The 17625-nt window shown below is 68.5% G+C and carries 20 protein-coding genes and 1 tRNA gene; 13 read left to right on the top strand and 8 right to left on the bottom strand.

Translation table 11 applies throughout. The features are described from left to right. Positions 1-18: 18 nt before the first annotated feature. Both MKD51_RS10580 and MKD51_RS10575 read right to left on the bottom strand, forming a co-directional pair. The gene (locus MKD51_RS10580) at positions 19-729 is read right to left on the bottom strand and encodes a TrkA family potassium uptake protein (RefSeq protein ID WP_240240266.1); all 711 of its coding nucleotides are present in this window, start codon (positions 727-729) and stop codon (positions 19-21) included. Beyond that, positions 722-2089: a potassium transporter TrkG gene (locus MKD51_RS10575; protein ID WP_240240265.1), complete on the bottom strand. Its 1368-nt coding sequence runs from the start codon at positions 2087-2089 to the stop codon at positions 722-724. The genes MKD51_RS10580 and MKD51_RS10575 overlap by 8 nt, the downstream gene beginning before the upstream one ends. A 114-nt stretch (positions 2090-2203) precedes the next feature. Here MKD51_RS10575 and MKD51_RS10570 point away from each other — a divergent pair. Next, positions 2204-2279 (top strand) — tRNA-Ala (locus tag MKD51_RS10570). 876 nt (positions 2280-3155) lie between these two features. On the opposite strand, the gene MKD51_RS10565 is transcribed toward MKD51_RS10570, so the two are convergent. Together MKD51_RS10565 and MKD51_RS10560 are read right to left on the bottom strand one after the other, a co-directional pair. Beyond that, the gene (locus MKD51_RS10565; protein WP_241429215.1) at positions 3156-3488 is read right to left on the bottom strand and encodes a pyridoxamine 5'-phosphate oxidase family protein; all 333 of its coding nucleotides are present in this window, start codon (positions 3486-3488) and stop codon (positions 3156-3158) included. Positions 3489-3508: 20 nt separating this feature from the next. After that, positions 3509-3859, bottom strand: a complete 351-nt coding sequence (locus MKD51_RS10560; protein WP_240240263.1) for a DoxX family protein — start codon at positions 3857-3859, stop codon at positions 3509-3511. Between the two features lie 144 nt (positions 3860-4003). Here MKD51_RS10560 and MKD51_RS10555 point away from each other — a divergent pair, with 144 nt between their 5' ends. Beyond that, complete coding sequence (locus MKD51_RS10555) at positions 4004-4678, top strand: TetR/AcrR family transcriptional regulator (protein WP_240240262.1); 675 nt, start codon at positions 4004-4006, stop codon at positions 4676-4678. Between the two features lie 10 nt (positions 4679-4688). Next, entirely contained in the window at positions 4689-5060 is a 372-nt protein-coding gene (locus MKD51_RS10550; RefSeq protein WP_240240261.1) for a hypothetical protein, read from the top strand. A gap of 40 nt (positions 5061-5100) precedes the next feature. On the opposite strand, the gene MKD51_RS10545 is transcribed toward MKD51_RS10550, so the two are convergent. Then, positions 5101-6120: a hypothetical protein gene (locus MKD51_RS10545; RefSeq protein ID WP_240240260.1), complete on the bottom strand. Its 1020-nt coding sequence runs from the start codon at positions 6118-6120 to the stop codon at positions 5101-5103. 169 nt (positions 6121-6289) lie between these two features. On the opposite strand from MKD51_RS10545, the gene MKD51_RS10540 reads away from it, so the two are divergent. From MKD51_RS10540 to MKD51_RS10530, 3 genes are all read left to right on the top strand, one after another. Beyond that, on the top strand, positions 6290-6544 hold the full coding sequence (locus MKD51_RS10540) for an AbrB/MazE/SpoVT family DNA-binding domain-containing protein (RefSeq protein ID WP_240240259.1): 255 nt from the start codon (positions 6290-6292) through the stop codon (positions 6542-6544). Beyond that, a complete protein-coding gene (locus tag MKD51_RS10535; protein ID WP_240240258.1) occupies positions 6541-7614 on the top strand; it encodes an alpha/beta hydrolase in 1074 nt (357 codons plus the stop codon). The genes MKD51_RS10540 and MKD51_RS10535 overlap by 4 nt, the downstream gene beginning before the upstream one ends. A 152-nt stretch (positions 7615-7766) precedes the next feature. Next, positions 7767-8210: a carboxymuconolactone decarboxylase family protein gene (locus tag MKD51_RS10530; RefSeq protein WP_240240257.1), complete on the top strand. Its 444-nt coding sequence runs from the start codon at positions 7767-7769 to the stop codon at positions 8208-8210. A gap of 87 nt (positions 8211-8297) precedes the next feature. On the opposite strand, the gene MKD51_RS10525 is transcribed toward MKD51_RS10530, so the two are convergent. After that, positions 8298-8681: a hypothetical protein gene (locus tag MKD51_RS10525; protein ID WP_240240256.1), complete on the bottom strand. Its 384-nt coding sequence runs from the start codon at positions 8679-8681 to the stop codon at positions 8298-8300. A 156-nt stretch (positions 8682-8837) separates the two neighbouring features. Between MKD51_RS10525 and MKD51_RS10520 the strand changes: the two genes are divergently transcribed. From MKD51_RS10520 to MKD51_RS10495, 6 genes are all read left to right on the top strand, one after another. Then, positions 8838-9737, top strand: a complete 900-nt coding sequence (locus tag MKD51_RS10520) for a sugar ABC transporter permease (protein ID WP_240240255.1) — start codon at positions 8838-8840, stop codon at positions 9735-9737. Further along, positions 9734-10603 (top strand): carbohydrate ABC transporter permease, encoded by an 870-nt coding sequence (locus tag MKD51_RS10515; RefSeq protein WP_240240254.1) that lies wholly within the window; start codon positions 9734-9736, stop codon positions 10601-10603. Before MKD51_RS10520 ends, MKD51_RS10515 begins: the two co-directional genes overlap by 4 nt. Positions 10604-10653: 50 nt before the next feature. Further along, positions 10654-12003: an extracellular solute-binding protein gene (locus MKD51_RS10510; protein ID WP_240240253.1), complete on the top strand. Its 1350-nt coding sequence runs from the start codon at positions 10654-10656 to the stop codon at positions 12001-12003. Positions 12004-12034: 31 nt separating this feature from the next. Then, a complete protein-coding gene (gene ugpC / locus MKD51_RS10505; RefSeq protein ID WP_240240252.1) occupies positions 12035-13120 on the top strand; it encodes a sn-glycerol-3-phosphate ABC transporter ATP-binding protein UgpC in 1086 nt (361 codons plus the stop codon). A 137-nt stretch (positions 13121-13257) separates the two neighbouring features. Beyond that, complete coding sequence (locus MKD51_RS10500) at positions 13258-13926, top strand: hypothetical protein (protein WP_240240251.1); 669 nt, start codon at positions 13258-13260, stop codon at positions 13924-13926. Next, positions 13923-14459, top strand: coding sequence for an RNA polymerase sigma factor (locus MKD51_RS10495; RefSeq protein WP_240240250.1), 537 nt, complete (start codon positions 13923-13925; stop codon positions 14457-14459). The genes MKD51_RS10500 and MKD51_RS10495 overlap by 4 nt, the downstream gene beginning before the upstream one ends. A gap of 49 nt (positions 14460-14508) precedes the next feature. Here MKD51_RS10495 and MKD51_RS10490 read toward each other — a convergent pair whose 3' ends face one another. Then, on the bottom strand, positions 14509-15381 hold the full coding sequence (locus tag MKD51_RS10490; RefSeq protein WP_240240249.1) for a sugar nucleotide-binding protein: 873 nt from the start codon (positions 15379-15381) through the stop codon (positions 14509-14511). 11 nt (positions 15382-15392) lie between these two features. After that, positions 15393-16436, bottom strand: coding sequence for a nitronate monooxygenase (locus MKD51_RS10485; protein ID WP_240240248.1), 1044 nt, complete (start codon positions 16434-16436; stop codon positions 15393-15395). A 139-nt stretch (positions 16437-16575) separates the two neighbouring features. On the opposite strand from MKD51_RS10485, the gene MKD51_RS10480 reads away from it, so the two are divergent. Beyond that, the gene (locus MKD51_RS10480) at positions 16576-17613 is read left to right on the top strand and encodes a zinc-dependent alcohol dehydrogenase family protein (RefSeq protein WP_240240247.1); all 1038 of its coding nucleotides are present in this window, start codon (positions 16576-16578) and stop codon (positions 17611-17613) included. The last annotated feature ends 12 nt before the right edge of the window (positions 17614-17625 follow it).

Genomic DNA, 17625 nt, shown 5'->3' with positions numbered 1-17625 from the left:
AGATCCTCGCAGCCAGTCTCAGTCGCGCTGCCGCTGCTTCGCCGTCTTCGCGGCGAACGCCTCGACCTTGGCGGTCGGCCCGTGCACGAGCAGCGTGTCGCCCGCCTCGAACCTGGTCTCGGGGTTCGCGAGCAGCCAGGCGCCCTCGCGCTGCACGGCGCCGATGCCGATGCCGTGCTTGAGCTGCAGCTCCAGCTCGCGCAGCGGCAGCGCCAGCAGATCCTGCGGTGCCTCGAGGCGCACCGCTGCGTAGCCGGGGCCGATCTCGATGAAGTCCTGCAGGGCTCCACGCACCATGCGTGCGACGCGGCGGCCCATGTCGGCTTCCGGCCGCACGACGTGCCGCACGCCGAGCTGCTGCAGGATCAGCGCGTGGCGCTCATCGACCGCCTTCGCCCAGACCTCGGCGACGCCGACGCGCAGCAGCTGGCTGGTGACGAGGATGCTCGCGGTGACGTCGGTGCCGATCGCCACGACCACGCGGTCGAACTCCGCGAGCCCGAGCTGCTCGATGAGGTCTGGCTTCGTCGCATCGCCGACCACGACGCCCGTGAGCTGCCCGTTGAGCTCCTGCACCACATCCTCGTGACTGTCGATGCCCAGCACCTCGGTGCCGTGCGCCATGAGCTCGAGCGCGAGCGAGCTGCCGAAGCGGCCAAGACCGATGACGGCGATCGAGGTGGCGGAGCCGATGCCTGCCGGGTTGAAGGGGGAGCGGAGCCTAGCCAATGATGGGCCTTTCCTTGGGCAGCTCGTATTGGAGCCTGCGGGGTCGGAGCGCCAGCGTCGTGGCCACTGTGATGGGGCCGACGCGGCCGATGAACATGAGCAGCACCAGGATGAGCTGACTCGGGGTGCCGACGGATGCGGTGATGCCGGTCGAGAGCCCGACCGTGCCGAACGCGGAGACGACCTCGAAGAGCACGCGGTCGTGGTCGATCTCGGTGAGCAGCATGATGGCGAGCGTCGCGGCGAAGCACAGGCCGACCGAGAGCAGCACGACCGTGATCGCCTCGCGGTGCACGGCGCGCGAGAGGCGCTTGCCGAAGAAGGTGACGGTCGGGTCGCCGCGCACCTCGGCGAGGATGATCGCCGCCAGCACCCCGAAGGTGGTGATCTTGATGCCGCCGGCGGTGCCGGCCGGGCCGCCGCCGATGAACATCAGCACATCCATCACCAGCAGCGTCTCGGGCTGGAACTGCCCGATGTCGAGTGCGTTGAAGCCGGCGGTGCGCGTCTGCACCGAGTGGAAGAAGGCGTCGAGGATGCGCGTGCCGGTCGGGTGGGCGCCGAGCGAGCCCGGATTGTCCCACTCGAGCAGCGCGATGGCGAGGGTGCCGATCACGAGCAGCGCGGCGGTGCCGACGAGCACGAGCCAGGTGTGCATGGAGAATCGGCGCGGATGCGGGGCGTGCTTCAGGAGCTGCATGATGACGGGGAAGCCGAGGCCGCCGACGATGGTCGCGAAGGCGAGCGGCAGCAGGATCCAGGGGTCGTCGACGAAGCCCATCAGGTTGTCGCTGAAGAGCGCGAAGCCGGCGTTGTTGTAGCTGGAGACGGCGTGGAAGACGCCCAGCCAGAGGGCGTACAGGGGATCCTCGCCTCGGCCGAGCCAGAAGCGCAGCCAGAGCACGATCGCCACGCTGCCCTCGACGAGCAAGGCGATGCGGGCGATGCTCAGCACCAGCTTGCGCAGGTCGCCGATGCCGCCCGCGTGGGCCTCCTGAGCAGTCGTGAACCGGGTGCCGAGGGTGAGCCTGCGCAGCACGACGATGCCGATCAGGCTCGCGAACACCATCACCCCGAGGCCGCCGAGCTGGATGAGCAGCAGGATGACGACCTGGCCGAACGGGGTCCAGAACAGCGCGGTGTCGACCACCGTGAGCCCCGTCACGCAGGCGGCGGAGACCGCGGTGAAGAGCGCTTCGATCCAGCTCGCGCCGCCCTCGCCCTGCTTCGACATCGGCAGCATCAGCAGCAGCCATCCGACGACGTTGAGGAGCACGAACCCGCCGAAGATGCGACGGGCCGGATGCTGTCTGTCCCAGAGCTGGGTGAGTCCCTGCTGGGGACCGCGCGCGTGCTGCACGAGCGCTGAGCATACGCCTGTGGAGTGGGCGCTGGTGCACGGGCTCGATGTGACAACGCGCGAGCGGATGATGTACAGTAATGGGGTTGTCCCGGGAGACCGGAGGCAGCGTTTGGGTCTGTGGCGCAGCTGGTAGCGCACCTGCATGGCATGCAGGGGGTCGGGAGTTCGAGTCTCCCCAGATCCACCAAGAACCCCCGGGCGACCGGGGGTTTTCCGCTTCTCATCGACCTCCGAAATTGCGCGGGGGTACGGAGTAACAGCCAACTTGCTCCGCGACACGCCGCACCAGCCGACGGGGCCTACACCGCCCTTGCACCCGTTTGCACCACGTTGCATTGCGTTGCACCGGTTCGCACCGGCTCGCACTGGCCGCTCCCAACCTTGCGCCGCGGCGCAGTCTGCCGCGCAGGGACGCAGGCAGCTGCGCGGCATGGTCATCAGGCTGGAATGAGTTCTGTTCAAGGATCATTGGCTGCAGCAAGTCTTGCTATCGTCGCGAGCACGCCATCGTCAAGTCAGGGGACTCGCGGTTCGAGCGGTGTTGGCTCTTCGTTCGTCTGGAAGGTGTCCTGACTCAGATGCGAAACTGGAATCGCAGTCGAAGGTTGCGGGAGAATCTTGCCGCGGGGTTGTTCTTGGTATCGTGCTTCTATTGCTTTGCGATCGTGATTTTGGGAGTGGTTAGTCCCTTCGTGATCGTGGCGCACCCAGAGTTGCTGTACTTCTATATTCCCGCGCTCCCGGCATTGGTCTACGGTGCTTACGTCTATCCCAGACTTGTCCGCAGATGGCGAAACAACGAACAGGGCGGCAATGGCGATGGCAATTGACTTTGCGCAAGGGCTCCAGGCTGGGCGTCTCTTCACCCGCTCCCGCACCATCACCGGATCCGAGCGCCAGCACTGTTCAGGCGCTCTCCACCGGTAGCCGCAGCTCGCTCGTCGCCGTCGGATCGGTCACGGTCGCCTCGATGGCGTGAGCGGCGTCGCTCAAAACCGGGCGCGACGCACGCGAGCATCCTTCCGCGGTATTGGGGGATCACCGATGCATTGGGCGGGCCTCGTCACAGGCTGCCTGGCGGCGCATAGATGAGGCGAATCAGGACCCGCGGGCCGTCGACCGTTGGGTCGGCGGCATCCCATCCGTCATAGTCCCGCTCGAAGGACGCCAGGACGCTCGGCTCGGAGTCGATGGGCTCAACGCTCGCCATCATCGTCTGCGCGCCGTGCTGGCCCTCGATCGCGAAGGTCGATCGGGCATCGCGGCGCGCATCGGCAACTTTGTGACTCGCTGCAGCCGTTGCTACCCACACCTCGGCGCCACTCTCGACGAACCACACGCGCGACGTCCGGGGGCTTCCGTCTCGCCGCAGCGTTGTGATCCATCCGTGGCGCATGCGGGGGGTGGTCGTACCCATCAGCTCACCAGGAGCAGGACGAGGGATCCGAGCGCGAACGCGAAGAAGAGCGCCGGGAACGCGATGCTGTGGAAGACCCGCGCGCGAACATGCGCGATCAGCGCACTGAGGTAAAACAGCGTGAGTCCGGAGGCGGCCAGGATCCCGACCAGTGGAACACCGGCGATACCGATGACCAGCCCGGCCGCGCCAGCTCCTTTGAGAAGAGCGAGGGCCGGCAACCACTCGTCGGCGACTCCGACCTCTCGTGAGTTCGCGACCACGAACTCGGCTCGCACGATGTCCCCGATCACGATCGCGAGGTTCATGACGACCGTGATGCTGATCACGATCGCGGTGACGGCTGGCATCTGTGCTCCTCTGAGCGGCTGGTGCGCAGCGGCTCTCGCCGCTACCCGAGGGACGACGCTGCCTCGACCGACTCGAGCGATGTGGACACTGCACACATGGAGATGTCTACACTGTAGACATCGATGACACGGGAGGCAAGCGTGATGAGCGAGAGCCATCCTTACCACCACGGCGATCTGCCCGCGGCGCTGATCACGGCAGGGTTGGAGCTGGCCCGCGGCGGGGGACCGGATGCGGTCAGTCTCCGTGAGGTCACGCGCAGAGCGGGCGTGACAGCCAATGCCGCGTACAGACATTTCGCCGACCGGCGTGCCTTCGTGCGCGCGGTCGCCGAGCGAAGTCAAGAGGATCTCGCTCTGCTCATCGAGCGGGAGATGGATGCGGCGGGGTCGGAGGCCGATCCCGCGCGGCGAGCGCTCGATCGGCTTCGTGCCCTTGGAATGGCGTACGTCGACTTCGCCGTCAATGAACCCGGCTGGTTCCAACTCGCTTTCGCCGGCTTCGTCACTGCCGCGCCTCCCTCCACGGCAAGGCACACGGACAACCCCAACTTCCGTCTGCTCGTCGCAGCGCTCGACGAACTCGTTGCTGCAGGCATGTTGTCGAGACCGCGTCGACGCAACGCGGAGTGGGCCTGCTGGTCTGCTGTGCATGGTTTCGCCCAGCTCGTGACCGCGGGACCGCTCCAAGGTCAACAGCCCGCTGCTCTCCGCGAGCTCGGCGCCCACGTCGTGGAGGTCGCCATCCAAGGCGTCATCTCCGTGCCGGCGCCCCGCAGCGCCGACCGCGGAATCGCTGCGTTGAGCAGCGATAGCTGAAAGGGAACACATGCTTGTCGTCGCTGCCGCTCTGGTCGCGCTGCTCGGCATCGCCCACTCGATCCTCGGGGAGGTCGCGATCATTCGGCCGATGGAGCGGCAGACCCAGCTCCCGAAACTGCGTGGCGCGGACTTCCCGCTCAACACGATCCGCTTCGCGTGGCACGTGACCTCGCTGCTGGCGCTCGGCTTCGCGGTCGTGCTGCTGCAGCTGGCGAGCGGGATTCCGCCGCACGCGGTCGTCGCTGCGATCGGTTGGACGCTGCTCGCATGCAGCGTGCTGCCGCTGGTCTGGAGCCGTGGACGACATCCGTCGTGGATCATCTTCATCATCGCGGGAGCCCTCTGCCTGCTGTCTGCGGCCGGTATCGCCTGGCAGTGAAGGCCTCTATAGGGGCACAGATCCGTGCCGGACGCGATGGTCATGGATGAGATCGTGCGGCGGGCTGTGTTCTGGACCAGCGCCCTCCCGAGGCATTGACTCGATACGCCCGCATCACGATCGTCATGATTGCCAGACCAGCGGCGATAGCCGTGCAATGCTCGATCACCGCGACGCCGGGCGATCTCATCTGCTCGACACCGGTGATGGGGAGCAGCAGCCAGAGCGCTCGCCATGCGTTCCAGGCGACCAGAGAGCCTGAGGCAACGAAGCCTGCCGCCATCGGCAGCCAGGTCGGTAGCCTCGCTCTGCTCCGACCCGAAAGCGCCCAGGCGCTCAAGGCACCGATCACGGCCCACACTGCGCTCGTCCCGACGAGCAGGCGCGCGTCAAGGTTCCACAGCTCGAGCGCGTCGGCGTTGAGTCCGAGCGTTCCGCCCCCCGCCCAGTAGGCCCAGAGCGCCGCTGGGATGGTCGCTGCGGCCAGCGTGCACGCGATCAACCTTGCGGAGGCGACTGCTGGGCCGCCACTGCCCGACCTGCCCGTGAATGCGCTGGGCCAGCGTTCGCGCATATACACAGGGACGGCGACGAGCAGGCCGACTGCCATGCCGACGAAGCCGATCGCGATCAACGCCGACTCCCATCGAGGAAACGGATCAGGCACACTGCCCGCTTCGGCGGTGGCAGCACCCAGCAATGCCGACAGCACCGAATGCGGCAACAGCGAGACGAGGAGGCCGCTTGCGATCCAGCTCGACAGGATCACCAGCCAACCCGGAAGGTGCTTGCCCCATGGCTGCGCCAGGGCCAGGCCGAGCGAGATGCCGACCGCGGCCATCCCCACGGTGATCACGTTGAGGGCGATCCATCCGGGTGCGTCAGCGGTGAACGCGCCCGGCACTGCGCCGAGCAGCCCGCCGACCACCCACGTGACCTTGACGGCCAGGTACAAGGCCATCGTGCCTGCCGCGCCGTAGCCCGCGATCCGGCGAGCACGGAGCCAGCCCGATGGCACCGCCCCAGGGCCGGCCGGTCGTGCGTCATGTCGGTTCTTCATGTGGTTGAGCCTTTCGGGGTGGTTCCGGAGACTGCCTCACTCGTCAGGGTGAGGGGGCGTCACCCGTGGGGGGATGCTCCGGCGCGCTGGGTCTGCGGCGTGCGCTGGCGATGTCGCTCGCACAGGTCGTGCGGTACAACAAGTGCTACTTGTCCTACATGTTGCACGCATGGTACCGTCGCGCATGGACAATCGAGAGCCGTCAGAAGGTCGTTGGATCAGCACGGTCAGGCTCGGGCCGAAATCTCAGATCGTCATCCCCAAAGAGGTGCGCGAGATCTTCGGACTGAAGCCCGGAGACTCACTCCTGCTCCTCGCCGATCGGGAGAAGGGCATCGCGCTGGTCGATCCGGTCGCGTACGGCGACGTCGTCGACAAGGTCATCGGCGCGACTGGTGCACCGATTCCGAGGGGCGAGCCGTGAGCTTGCCAACCATTGTCGCGATCAACCTAGGCATGGGGTTGATGGGCGTGTTGGGCAGCTTTGGCGTGCGCGCCGCGTTCGCCTTCTACGCGACGAAGGACTACTTCATCAAGCATGTGCGGGCTGCAGAGGCTCTCGGCTTCGCGGAGAGGCAGATCATCGTTCGCGACGACACTGCACTCAATGTGGCCGAAAAGGCCGGAGACGGGATCCCTCTGCTCTTGATCCCAGGACAGGGAAGCGTCTGGCAGGAGTATTGCAAGGCTCTTCCGAGTCTGGTCGACACGTTCCACGTGCTGGCAGTCGACGTGCACGGTCACGGCGGGAGCTCGTGGAATTCAGACGATTACGCCGCCGACCAGATCGCAGAAGACCTGGTCGTTCTCGTGGACCGCGTGTTCGCTGAGCCGGTGGTCATCGCCGGGCATTCCTCGGGGGGCCTGATCGCGGCACTCATGGCAGCTCGTTTTCCGGATCACGTGCGCGCAGTGCTCTTTGAAGACTCCCCGTTCTTCTCGACCGAGCCCGAACGAGTTCCGCATACCTACGTCGGAATCGACCAGTACCCGCGCGTCACGTCGTTCCTCGCCCAGGATGTCGAGCACGACTGGGTGTCTTGGTATATGCATCACAGCTACTGGAGACGGTTGTTCGGCCCGCTGTGGCAGGTCTTCGCCCGCGTGGTGATGCGGCAGAGGCGGGAGGATTCTCGCCGGCTGCCGGTGGTCCGCTGGGTTTCGGTGAGCATCAACCGAATATGGGAATCGCTCAGTCATCCGTACGATCTGAGGTTCTCCGCGGCGTTCATCAACAACTCGTGGTTTCGCAATTTCGAGCAGCAGCAGACGCTTGGCGCGATTCGATGTCCCACCGCCTTCCTCAAGGCCACAACGCGTCACGATCGACAGGGCAATCTGCTGGCAGCGCTGGATGATCATGATCTTGCCCGAGTAGAGAGTCTGCTGCCGGACAACAGAACGATACGGGTGCGCAGCTCTCATGACATCCACTTCGCCCGCACGAACCGTTATGTCACAGCGCTCAAGCAACTCGGGGCCAGAGTCTCGTGACGCAGCGGGCCGTGCGCGCATGCGATGAGCCGAACTCCTCTGCGCGTCCTGCGGCTTGCGGAGGTGCCATGCCTCGGCAGTCATGTCGTGTCGGCCTACTTCGCGATCCAAACCTGTTCACTGCACTGAGAAAGGTCATGATGCCTGCACGTATGCCGAACATCTACAAGCTCGCCGCCGACGCTCACCGGGGATTCAGCGCTGTCGAGGTCTATGTATCCAGCAGCGGGATTCCCGCAGGCCTCCTCGAGCTCGTGCGGATCAGAGCCAGCCAGATCAATGGGTGTGCAGTGTGCACCGACATGCACTCCCATAGGGCGCGGAGGCTGGGCGAGAGCGATGAACGCCTCTGGTCGGTCGCTGCATGGCGCGACACGCCGTTCTTCACGGACGCTGAGCGCGCGGCGCTGGCGCTGACCGAGGCGATGACCCGAATCGCCGACAACTCCGCCGGAGTTCCCGACGATGCCTGGCATGACGTCGCCGCCCACTTCCCAGACGAGGAAGCGGCGGCGCTGGTGACCGCAATCGCGTCGGTCAACGCATGGAATCGCATCAACGTTGCTACACGACTGACCGCCGGTGGCTTCCGCTGATCTTCCGGTCAGCGGGCATATCGGATGCTCGGGCGCACGGAACTGCGGCGTGAGCCGAGGCGCTGTCAGCCCCAGCCGCGGGCGGTGTCAAGAGCTCGATCTCCGCTGCTCCTGGCCTTGGCCCATGGACTGCGCGAGATCGTAGGCACGCGAGAGCTTCTGCGGCACGACCATGCGCCACGCCTCCACGACGAGCTCACGCGCCTCGGTCGGCTCGAGCGCCGCGAGGGTCGAGCGCACCCAGTGGAAGCGCATGTCTGACGGCGATGGCAGCGAGAACTTCTCGGGCTCTGCGGCGATCAGCCCGTCGCGCTCGAGCTTGGGGTAGGCGAACTCCATCTCCCGCTCGTCGATCGAGAACGCCACATAGACGAGCTGCCCGACGCGAAACTTCACCCGCTCGCGCACCATGACCGGATGCGAGCGCTCCAGGCTGGACCCGAGCGGCAGCACGTCGTCGAGAGTGGCCATCTCATCGCCTCTCGTCTCACGAGCTCGCTGATCCGATCAGCGTACGCTTCCGCATCCGCTCACATCGATGTCTGATCACGCTCGGTTCACCTGAAGCACCCCTGCGAGTCGCCCGCGAGACAGATGCGGTTCAACCGGCTCGGCGAGTCTCGGCGGGTGCCCGCCCCGTCCCCGCATCGCCGACAGCAGCGACGCCGTGACGCCCTCGTGTTCCTCGCCTTCGCGGGGCCGAACCTGCTGCTGATCTCGGCGTTCATCTACTTCCCGTTGCTGAGCAACCTGTACTACTCAACGCTCAACTGGCGCATGGGTTCGACGACGGCGACGAGCACCGGCATCGACAACTACGTTCGGCTGTTCACCTCGCCGCAGGGTGCAGAGATGTGGCGCGTGACGATCACGTTCACCGTCGTCACTGTCGTCGCATCGATGGTGCTCGGGCTGCTCGTGGCGCTCGCCCTCAACCACAAGATCCCCGGCGTCACCGCGGGCCGCACCGCGATCTTCGCGCCCTACGTGCTCTCGGGCGTCGGCGTGGGCATGGTGTGGAACTTCATCTTCGACCCGCAGCTGGGCCTGCTCGGGCACCTGCTGCGGGCGCTGGGCGCCAGCTCGCCCGAGTGGTACCTCGACGCCGACCTCGCGCTCGTGATGGTGATGATCGTCTACATCTGGAAGAACCTCGGCTTCTGCGCCGTCGTGTTCCTCGCCGGACTGCAGTCGATCCCGAAGGACCTCATCGAAGCCGCCAGGATCGATCGCGCCGGCCCGTTCGCCCGCTTCTTCAAGCTCACGCTGCCGCTGCTCTCGCCCACGGTCTTCTTCCTCACCGTGACGACCATCCTCAGCTCGATGCAGGCCTTCGACATCCTCAAGATCATGACGCCGTCGGGCAACGGCACGAACACCATCGTGTTCGAGCTCTTCCTGCAGGGCTTCGGGCCCTACCAGAACGCGGGTTACGCGGCGGCGATCTCCGTCGTGCTGTTCGTCGTGCTGTTCGCGATCACCGCGTTCCAGATGCGGTTCATCGAGAAGCGGGTGCACTACGCATGAGCTCCACCAGACGCTCCGAATGGCGGCAGGCGTTCTCGCGCCGCAATCTCGTCGCCACGCTGATCGGCGGCTACCTGCCGATCCTCATCGCGATGGCGATCATCGTGCTGCCGCTCGTGTGGATGGCCATCGCTTCGTTCAAGCCGTCGCCCGAGATCATCACGATGCAGCCGACGCTCTGGCCGCAGGACCCCACGCTCGACAACTACAGCCACGTCGCCGACACCGTGCCGCTGCTCACCGTGCTGCGCAACAGCCTGATCGTCACGATCGTCGGCTCCGCCATCAAGGTGGTGCTCGCGATCACCACGGCCTACGCGCTCGTGTTCATCGACTTCCGGTTCAAGAACGTCGTCTTCCTCGCGGTGCTGGTCGCCCTCATGGTGCCGCCCGAGGCTGCGCTGCTGCCGAACTACCTGACCATCTCGGCACTGGGCGGGCGCAACACGCTCTGGGGCATCATCCTGCCCGGACTCGGCACCGCGTTCGGCACCTTCCTGCTGCGGCAGCACTTCAAGACGCTGCCGAAGGATCTGCTCGAGGCGGCCAAGCTCGACGGCGCGGGGCACGCCAAGCGGCTCTGGCGCATCGTCGCGCCCATCTCGGCGCCGACGATCGCCACCGTCGCGCTCGTCACCATCGTCGGCGAGTGGAACAACTTCATGTGGCCGCTCATCATCACCGACTCCGTCGAGAACATGACCCTGCCCGTCGGCCTCAACCTCCTCCAGTCGATCGAGGGGCAGACCGGCAGCTACGGCTACCTCATGGCCGGTGCCGTGCTCGTCATCCTGCCCGTGCTCATCGTGTTCGCCGCCCTGCAGCGCTTCATCGTCAGCGGCCTCACGCAGGGCGCGGTGAAGTAGGCCCTCCTTCCTTCCGACCCACCAGATCCCACCCCTCACCAAGGAGCACCATGTCCCACCGCATCCCCGCGACGCGCGCGCAGCGCGTCACCACCTCGGTCGCCGTGCTCGGCATCGCGGCGCTCGGGCTCACCGCCTGCGGCCCCGCCGTCGGCGCCTCCGACTCCGCCGACGAGGCCGCCGCGACCGACTGGGCCTCGATCCAGCCGGCCGACTCGATCAGCTTCTGGACGAACCACCCGGGCGGCTCGCAGGCGATCGAGCAGGAGCTCATCGACGGCTTCACCGAGGAGACCGGCATCGAGGTCGAGATCGTCACCGCCGGCGCGAACTACGAGGAGGTCTCGCAGCGCTTCCAGACCGCGCAGACCTCCGGCGACGTGGGCGACCTCGTCGTCATGTCGGACGCCACCTGGTTCACGAACTACGTCAACGACTCGCTGCTCGCCGTCGACGACGTCTTCGCCGCGGCCGACGCCGACACCTCGACCTACAACGGCACGCTGTTCGACGACTACCTCTACGAGGGCGCGCACTACGCCGTGCCCTACGCCCGCTCGACCACGATCTACTACTACAACCAGGATCACTACGCGGCGGCAGGCCTCACCGAGGCGCCCACCACGTGGGACGAGGTGCAGGCGAACTCGCAGGCGCTCATCGAGGCAGGGGTCACCGACACCGCCTTCAGCTTCCCGCCGGCCGAGGACTACCCGGCCTGGATGATGAACAACCTCGTCTGGGGCTACGGCGGCGGATGGTCGGACGAGTGGGATGCGAGCGCCATCACGAGCGAGGGCACGACGCAGGCCGTGCAGTTCGCGCAGGACGCGGTGCAGGACGGCTGGGCAAACGTGTCGAGCGGCTCGCCCGCCGATGACTTCGCGGCCGGTGCGACGAGCCAGTTCATCGGCTCGACCGGTTCGCTCGGCAGCGTCACGGAGACTGCCGGCTTCGAGGTCGGTGTCGCGTTCCTCCCCGGCGGCCCCGTCGAGCAGGAGCTCGTCGTGCCCACCGGCGGCGCCGGCATCGCGCTCTCGGCTGCCTCGACGCCCGAGGAGCAGCTCGCCGCAGCGATGCTCGCCGACCACCTGACGAGCGCAGAGAACACCGTGGCGTTCTCGGCCCAGACCGGCTACATGCCGGTGCGCGCCGACGCCGACGCCTCGTCGCTCTACGCCGAGAACCCGAACTTCGAGGTCGCGGTCAACCAGCTCGAGACCCGCACGCGCACGCAGGACTTCATGCGCGTGTTCCTGCCCGGCGGCGACCTCACGCTCGCGACCGCGCTGCAGAGCATCCTCACCACCGATGCCGATGTGGCGGAGGCGCTCGCCGCCGTCCAGACCGAGCTGGAGGGCCTGTACGAGAACGACCTCAGGCCCCAGCTCGAAGGCTGATCACCCAACACCGAAGAAGGCACTCCACACCATGGTCAACGTCTCGCTGCACGACGTCACGCTCACCTATCCCGGCGCGTCTCGGCCGTCGATCGATGCGATCGATCTCGAGATCGAGCACGGTGAGTTCCTCGTGCTCGTCGGCCCCTCGGGGTGCGGCAAGTCGACGACGCTGCGTGCGCTCGCCGGACTCGAGTTCCCCGACTCGGGGAGCATCGCGTTCGGCGAGCGCGACGTGACCGGCATCGACGGCAGCCAGCGCGACGTCGCCATGGTGTTCCAGAGCTATGCGCTCTACCCGCACATGACGGTGGCCGGCAACATGGAGTTCTCGCTGAAGAACACCAAGGTGCCGGCCGCCGAGCGGCAGCGGCTGGTCGCTGACGCGGCCGAGCTGCTCGAGCTGGGCGAGCTGCTCGATCGCAAGCCGCGCGAGCTCTCCGGTGGGCAGCGACAGCGCGTCGCGATGGGACGCGCGATCGTGCGCCGCCCATCCGTGTTCCTCATGGATGAGCCGCTCTCGAACCTCGACGCGAAGCTGCGCGTGCAGACCCGCGGCCAGATCGCCGCGCTGCAGCGCAAGCTCGACGTCACCACCGTCTACGTCACGCACGACCAGACCGAGGCGATGACGATGGGCGACCGCGTGGTCGTCATGAACCAGGGCCGCATCGAGCAGGTCGGCACGCCCCGCGAGCTCTACGACCAGCCCGAGACGCTCTTCGTCGCGAGCTTCATCGGCTCTCCGCAGATGAACCTGGTCGAGGGGTCGTGGTCGGATGCGTCGGGCGCGCAGGTGGGGGATCTCACCCTGCCGTTCCATGCGGCCACCGGACACTCGACGACCACGCTGACCTACGGCATCCGCCCCGAGGACCTCGCGTTCGTCGCGGAGCCGGCGCCAGGTGCAGCGGTCGTGCGCATCACCGTCGAGCTCGTGGAGGAGCTCGGCTCCGACACCTACGTCTACGGCACGGGGCACGGCGCGCGCTGGACCGCCCGGCTGCCGAAGGGCTCGCAGCCCGCGCGCGGCGACGAGCTGGCGTTCGCGGTGCGCGAGTCGAGCGTCATCGCCTTCGACCCGACCACGGGGCACCGAATCCACGCTGCAGCCTGAGCCGCCAGGGCCGTCTGCACGGCGACGCTCCGCGTCCGCGCCGGAGGATGGCATCGACGCAGCGGCGGACATGATCGTCATGGACGGAACGGCCCCAAGCGGGCATGTATCAGTGAGACGTTCCCCAGGAGGATCTGATGACTGATGCATTCGAAGCACGGCTGCAGCGAGCGGGCCGGGTCGCGCTGGACGACGCGGCGATCGGGACTGCGGTGGCGCAGGTCGTCGAGCAGACGAGCGTTGAGCGGCCGTCGCGCCGCCCGCGTCGCATCGTGCCGGCCATCGCGCTGGGCGCGATCCTCGCGCTGGGGATGCCGGTGGCGGTCGCCGCCGCCGTGCAGTGGGGCCCGTGGAGGTTCGTGACCGAGCCCGACCTCGTCGTCGCGCGGGAGTGGGTCGATGCTGAGGGGACGCCGCTCGGATCGTGCGAGGGCCGGATCGCGACCGAGGGGCTCTCCGCGGACGCGCGCGCAGATGCCATCGCCTACTTCGCCGGGTTGGACCTTGGAGCGATCGAGCCTGACCCGGAGAGGGTCGCGGGGGCGCTGAACGCAACAGGACGACTCGACGAGATCGGGCGCCTCATCGAAGGGGCAGAGCCGGACGACTTCGACGTGCGGCACGAGGGCGAGCTCCTGAGCGCCGACGTCTTCACGGACGCCCGGATCCTGCAGGAAGCGCTGATGAGCACGGTCACGATGGACATGACGAACGCGATCACTCCCGAGCATCCGGAGCTCCAGGAGGCGGGCATCGCCACGTTGGGCGAGATTCAGTGCGTCGCACCCGAAGCGGCGCAACCATGACGGCCCTTCCGCGTGTCGATCGAGCCCTCGAGGCGGCTGCTCCGGCGTTGCTCGGCTACTTCCTGCGCCGCACCGATGATCCCCACGACGCCGCCGCTCTCCTGAACGAGACGCTCTTCACCGCGTGGCGCGCGGCAGGGCGGATGCCGAAGGACGAGGAACGTGCGCGGATGTGGCTGTTCGGGATCGCGCGCAACACGCTCCGGCATCACGAGCGCGGGCAGCGGCGGAGGACCGCCGCCGTGCTCGAGCTCAGCAAGGTCATCGCGGCGGCACCCCGCCTGCTCGCCGACGACGACGCGGTCGGCGTGCGGGATGCCGTCGCATCGCTGCCGACGGAGCTGGCGGAGCTGATCCGGCTCGTGCACTGGGACGGATTCTCGGTCGAGCAGGCTGCCGCCCTGCTGCGCATCCCGGCGTCGACGGCTCGCAGCCGGCACGCACGCGCGAAGGCGCTGCTGCGCGCTGCGCTCGCGGACGAGCCGGACTGGGCTGCGCCGAAGGCTGCGCTCATGGACGGGGTGCGCCCATGACCGCGCACCTGCCAGGCGCCGACGACGAGCTGGCTCGTCGCGACCGCGCTCAGGGCTCGGGGCGATCTGGGAGGCCGCTCGCCGGCACAGCCAGGGAACGATCGGCGAGCAGCTCGTCGTAGCCGGATCGATAGGTGGGGTGCGTGAGCGCGCCGAGCGTCTCGGTCAGCGGCGTGCCGCGCAGCACGGTGCCGCCGCCGACGGCGGGCTCGATCGCCGGGGGCGGCGCGATGCCGAGGCGTGCGGCGATGTGGGTCACGACGTCGCCGAGCGGCGCAGGCGCCTGATCCACGGCGTGCAGGATGCGCGGAGGCGCTTCGAGGTGCAGCATCGCGTGCAGCGCGCGCGTGAGATCGGTCGAGTGGATGCGGTTGGTGCGCCGGGTGTGCTGCATCGGGGTCCCGGCGACCACGCGACGGATGAGCGACTCACGACCCGGGCCGTAGATGCCGGCCGGTCGGATGATGTGGGCGTCGAGCAGATCCTGCGCGAGGAGCTCCGCCTCGCGCAGCGCGTTCGCTCGCTCTGAGGCCGGCACCGGCGCGTCGCGCTCGTCGATCGGTCGCTCGCCGGGTGCGCCGTCGAAGACGCGCGTCGACGACACGAACAGCACGCGACGCGGCACCACGGGCAGCGCATGGGCGAGGCTGCGCAGCGATGCGCGGAAGCTCGCCGCCGGATCGGCCGTCGCCGCTGTGTCGGGCGGCAGCGTGATCACCATCGCGTCGACCTCGGGCAGAGGTCGCTCGAGCGGTCGTCGCAGGTCTGCCGCGATGCGCTCGAAGCTGCTGGGCAGGTGTGACGCGTCGCGACGGAGGGCCGCCACCCGAACGCCCTCGTCGACCAAGCGCGAGCCAAGGTCGGTGCCGAGCTGCCCGCATCCGATGAGCAGCACGCTGTGCGGCCGCGCCTGTGCATCCATGATCCGTCTGCCTACGGGGTGAGCTCGGCCAGGATGTCGACGACGGCGCCGGCGCGAGCCTCGCGCCAGCCCTCGCCGGCCCACAGGTGCACGGCGGAGGCGTCGCCGGCGGCCGCCGCAGCCGCTCGGAGCGGCCGTGTCATGTGGTGCACCGCGGGATAGCCAGACGGCGCGTCTCGGTGTGCCTCGACGAACCGGTTCACCAGGGCACGCGCCGGACGGCCCGTGAACGCTCGGGTGAGCTCGGTGCGCTCGAAGCGCGGGTCGGCGAGCGCGGCGCGGTGGACGGCGGAGGTGCCGGCCTCGTCGGCGCGCAGCACCGCAGTGCCGACGGCGACGGCGCCAGCGCCGGCGGCCAGCAGCTCCTCGACCTGGGCCCGGCGCACGACGCCGCCCGCGGCGACGATCGGCAGGCCGATGGCAGCGCGCACGCGCTGCACCAGCGCGGTGAGGGTGAGCTCCTCCGGCAGCGCGTGCGGCGCCCAGACTCCGGAGTGGCCGCCGGCTGCGGCGCCCTGCACCACGAGCACGTCGGCGCCGGCTCGCTCAGCCTGCTGCGCCTCCGCCGCCGACGTGACGGTCTGCATCGACGTGATGCCCGCAGCTCGCAGCCGCTCGAACACCCCGGCTTCCGGCAGTCCGAAGGTGAAGCTGACCACCGGCACACGTTCGGCGAGCAGGAGCTCGAGCTTGCGTCCCCACTCGTCGTCGTCCTCGCGGAGCGCAGGCCGCTCGACGCCTGCGGTGTGGGGCGCGCCATCGGCGAGGAGCGCATCCCAGTACCGCTCGTAGGCGGAGGGGTCGATCGCGTGCGTGTTGGGCACGAAGAGGTTCACGCCGAACGCGCCGACGCCGCGCGATCGCACCTCGTCGATCTGAGCGCGCAGGGCGTCGGTCGACAGGTAGCCGCCGGCGAGCTGTGCGAAATGGCCTGCGCCGGTGGCAGCGGCCACCAGTGCGGGCGAGCTCGGCCCGCCGGCCATCGGGGCGACGACGACCGGCTTCGATCGATCGAGCGGCGCGGGCAGCGTGGCTGTCGGTGCTCCATGGTGCATCGCGCCATTCTTTCGCATGCCGCGTCCTGCTGTCGCGGCGCGGGGCGCGGGAGGCTGGGCAGCACGATCGTGCACTGCACCGATGTGGAGCAGTGCCGCCGATGGGGAGCGCAGCACCGGCACCTGCCAGGATCGCCTCATGCGCGCTCTCGTGATCGACGCCGTCCGCGGCCTGCCTGCGGTGCGCGACGTGCCGCATCCGTCGCCACCAGATGGCGGCGTCGTCGTGCAGGTGCTCGCGACCGGGCTCTGCCGCAGCGACTGGCACGCGTGGGCGGGGCACGACGAGATCGCGCTCCCGCACGTGCCGGGGCACGAGCTCGCCGGGGTGATCTCGGCGGTCGGGCCGGGCGTGCGGCGATGGCAGGTCGGCGACCGCGTGACCGTGCCGTTCGTGTGCGGATGCGGCCGGTGCGAGTGGTGCCTCGCCGGCGATGCGCAGGTGTGCCCCGAGCAGCAGCAGCCCGGCTTCACGCACTGGGGATCGTTCGCCGAGCACGTCGCCCTGCACGCGGCCGACGCCAATCTGGTCGCGATCCCCGACGGCATCGACGTCGCGACCGCAGCGAGCCTCGGGTGCCGATTCGCGACCGCCTATCGGGCGCTGGTGGGCCGAGCGCGGGTCGCGCCGGGGGAGTGGGTGACGGTCATCGGAGCCGGCGGTGTCGGCCTCAGCGCCGTCATGATCGCCCACGCGCTCGGCGCACGCGTGGTCGCGGTCGACCGCAACCCATCCGCCCTCCAGCTCGCGGCGGAGCTGGGCGCCGCCCACACGGTGCTCGCCGACGGCCGCGACGTGTCGGCCGCCGTCGCGGCGCTCACCGATGGAGGCAGCCACGTCTCGGTCGACGCCGTCGGCAGCGAGCAGACGGCATCGGATGCGGTGCTCAGCCTGCGCAGGCGCGGCCGACACGTGCAGGTCGGCCTCCTCCCGCCGGTCGACGGGCATCCGCGGGTGCCGCTGTCGCGCGTGATCGCGTGGGAGCTCGACCTGCTCGGCAGCCACGGCATGGCCGCGGGCGACTACCCGGGCATGCTCGCGCTCATCGAGCAGGGTGTGCTCGAGCCGCAGCGCCTGGTCGAGCGCACCGTCGGGCTCGAGGAGGCGGGGCGGCTGCTGCCCGCGTTCGATCGTTCGACGGCGACAGGCATCACGATGATCGACCCGCGGCGCTGAGGTCGTCCCGCT

Origin of the sequence: Agrococcus sp. ARC_14, assembly GCF_022436485.1 — a bacterium.
In the GTDB taxonomy this organism is placed as follows: domain Bacteria; phylum Actinomycetota; class Actinomycetes; order Actinomycetales; family Microbacteriaceae; genus Agrococcus.
Note: the sequence above shows the minus strand (reverse complement) of the source record. Positions and strands in the feature narration are given on the sequence as shown.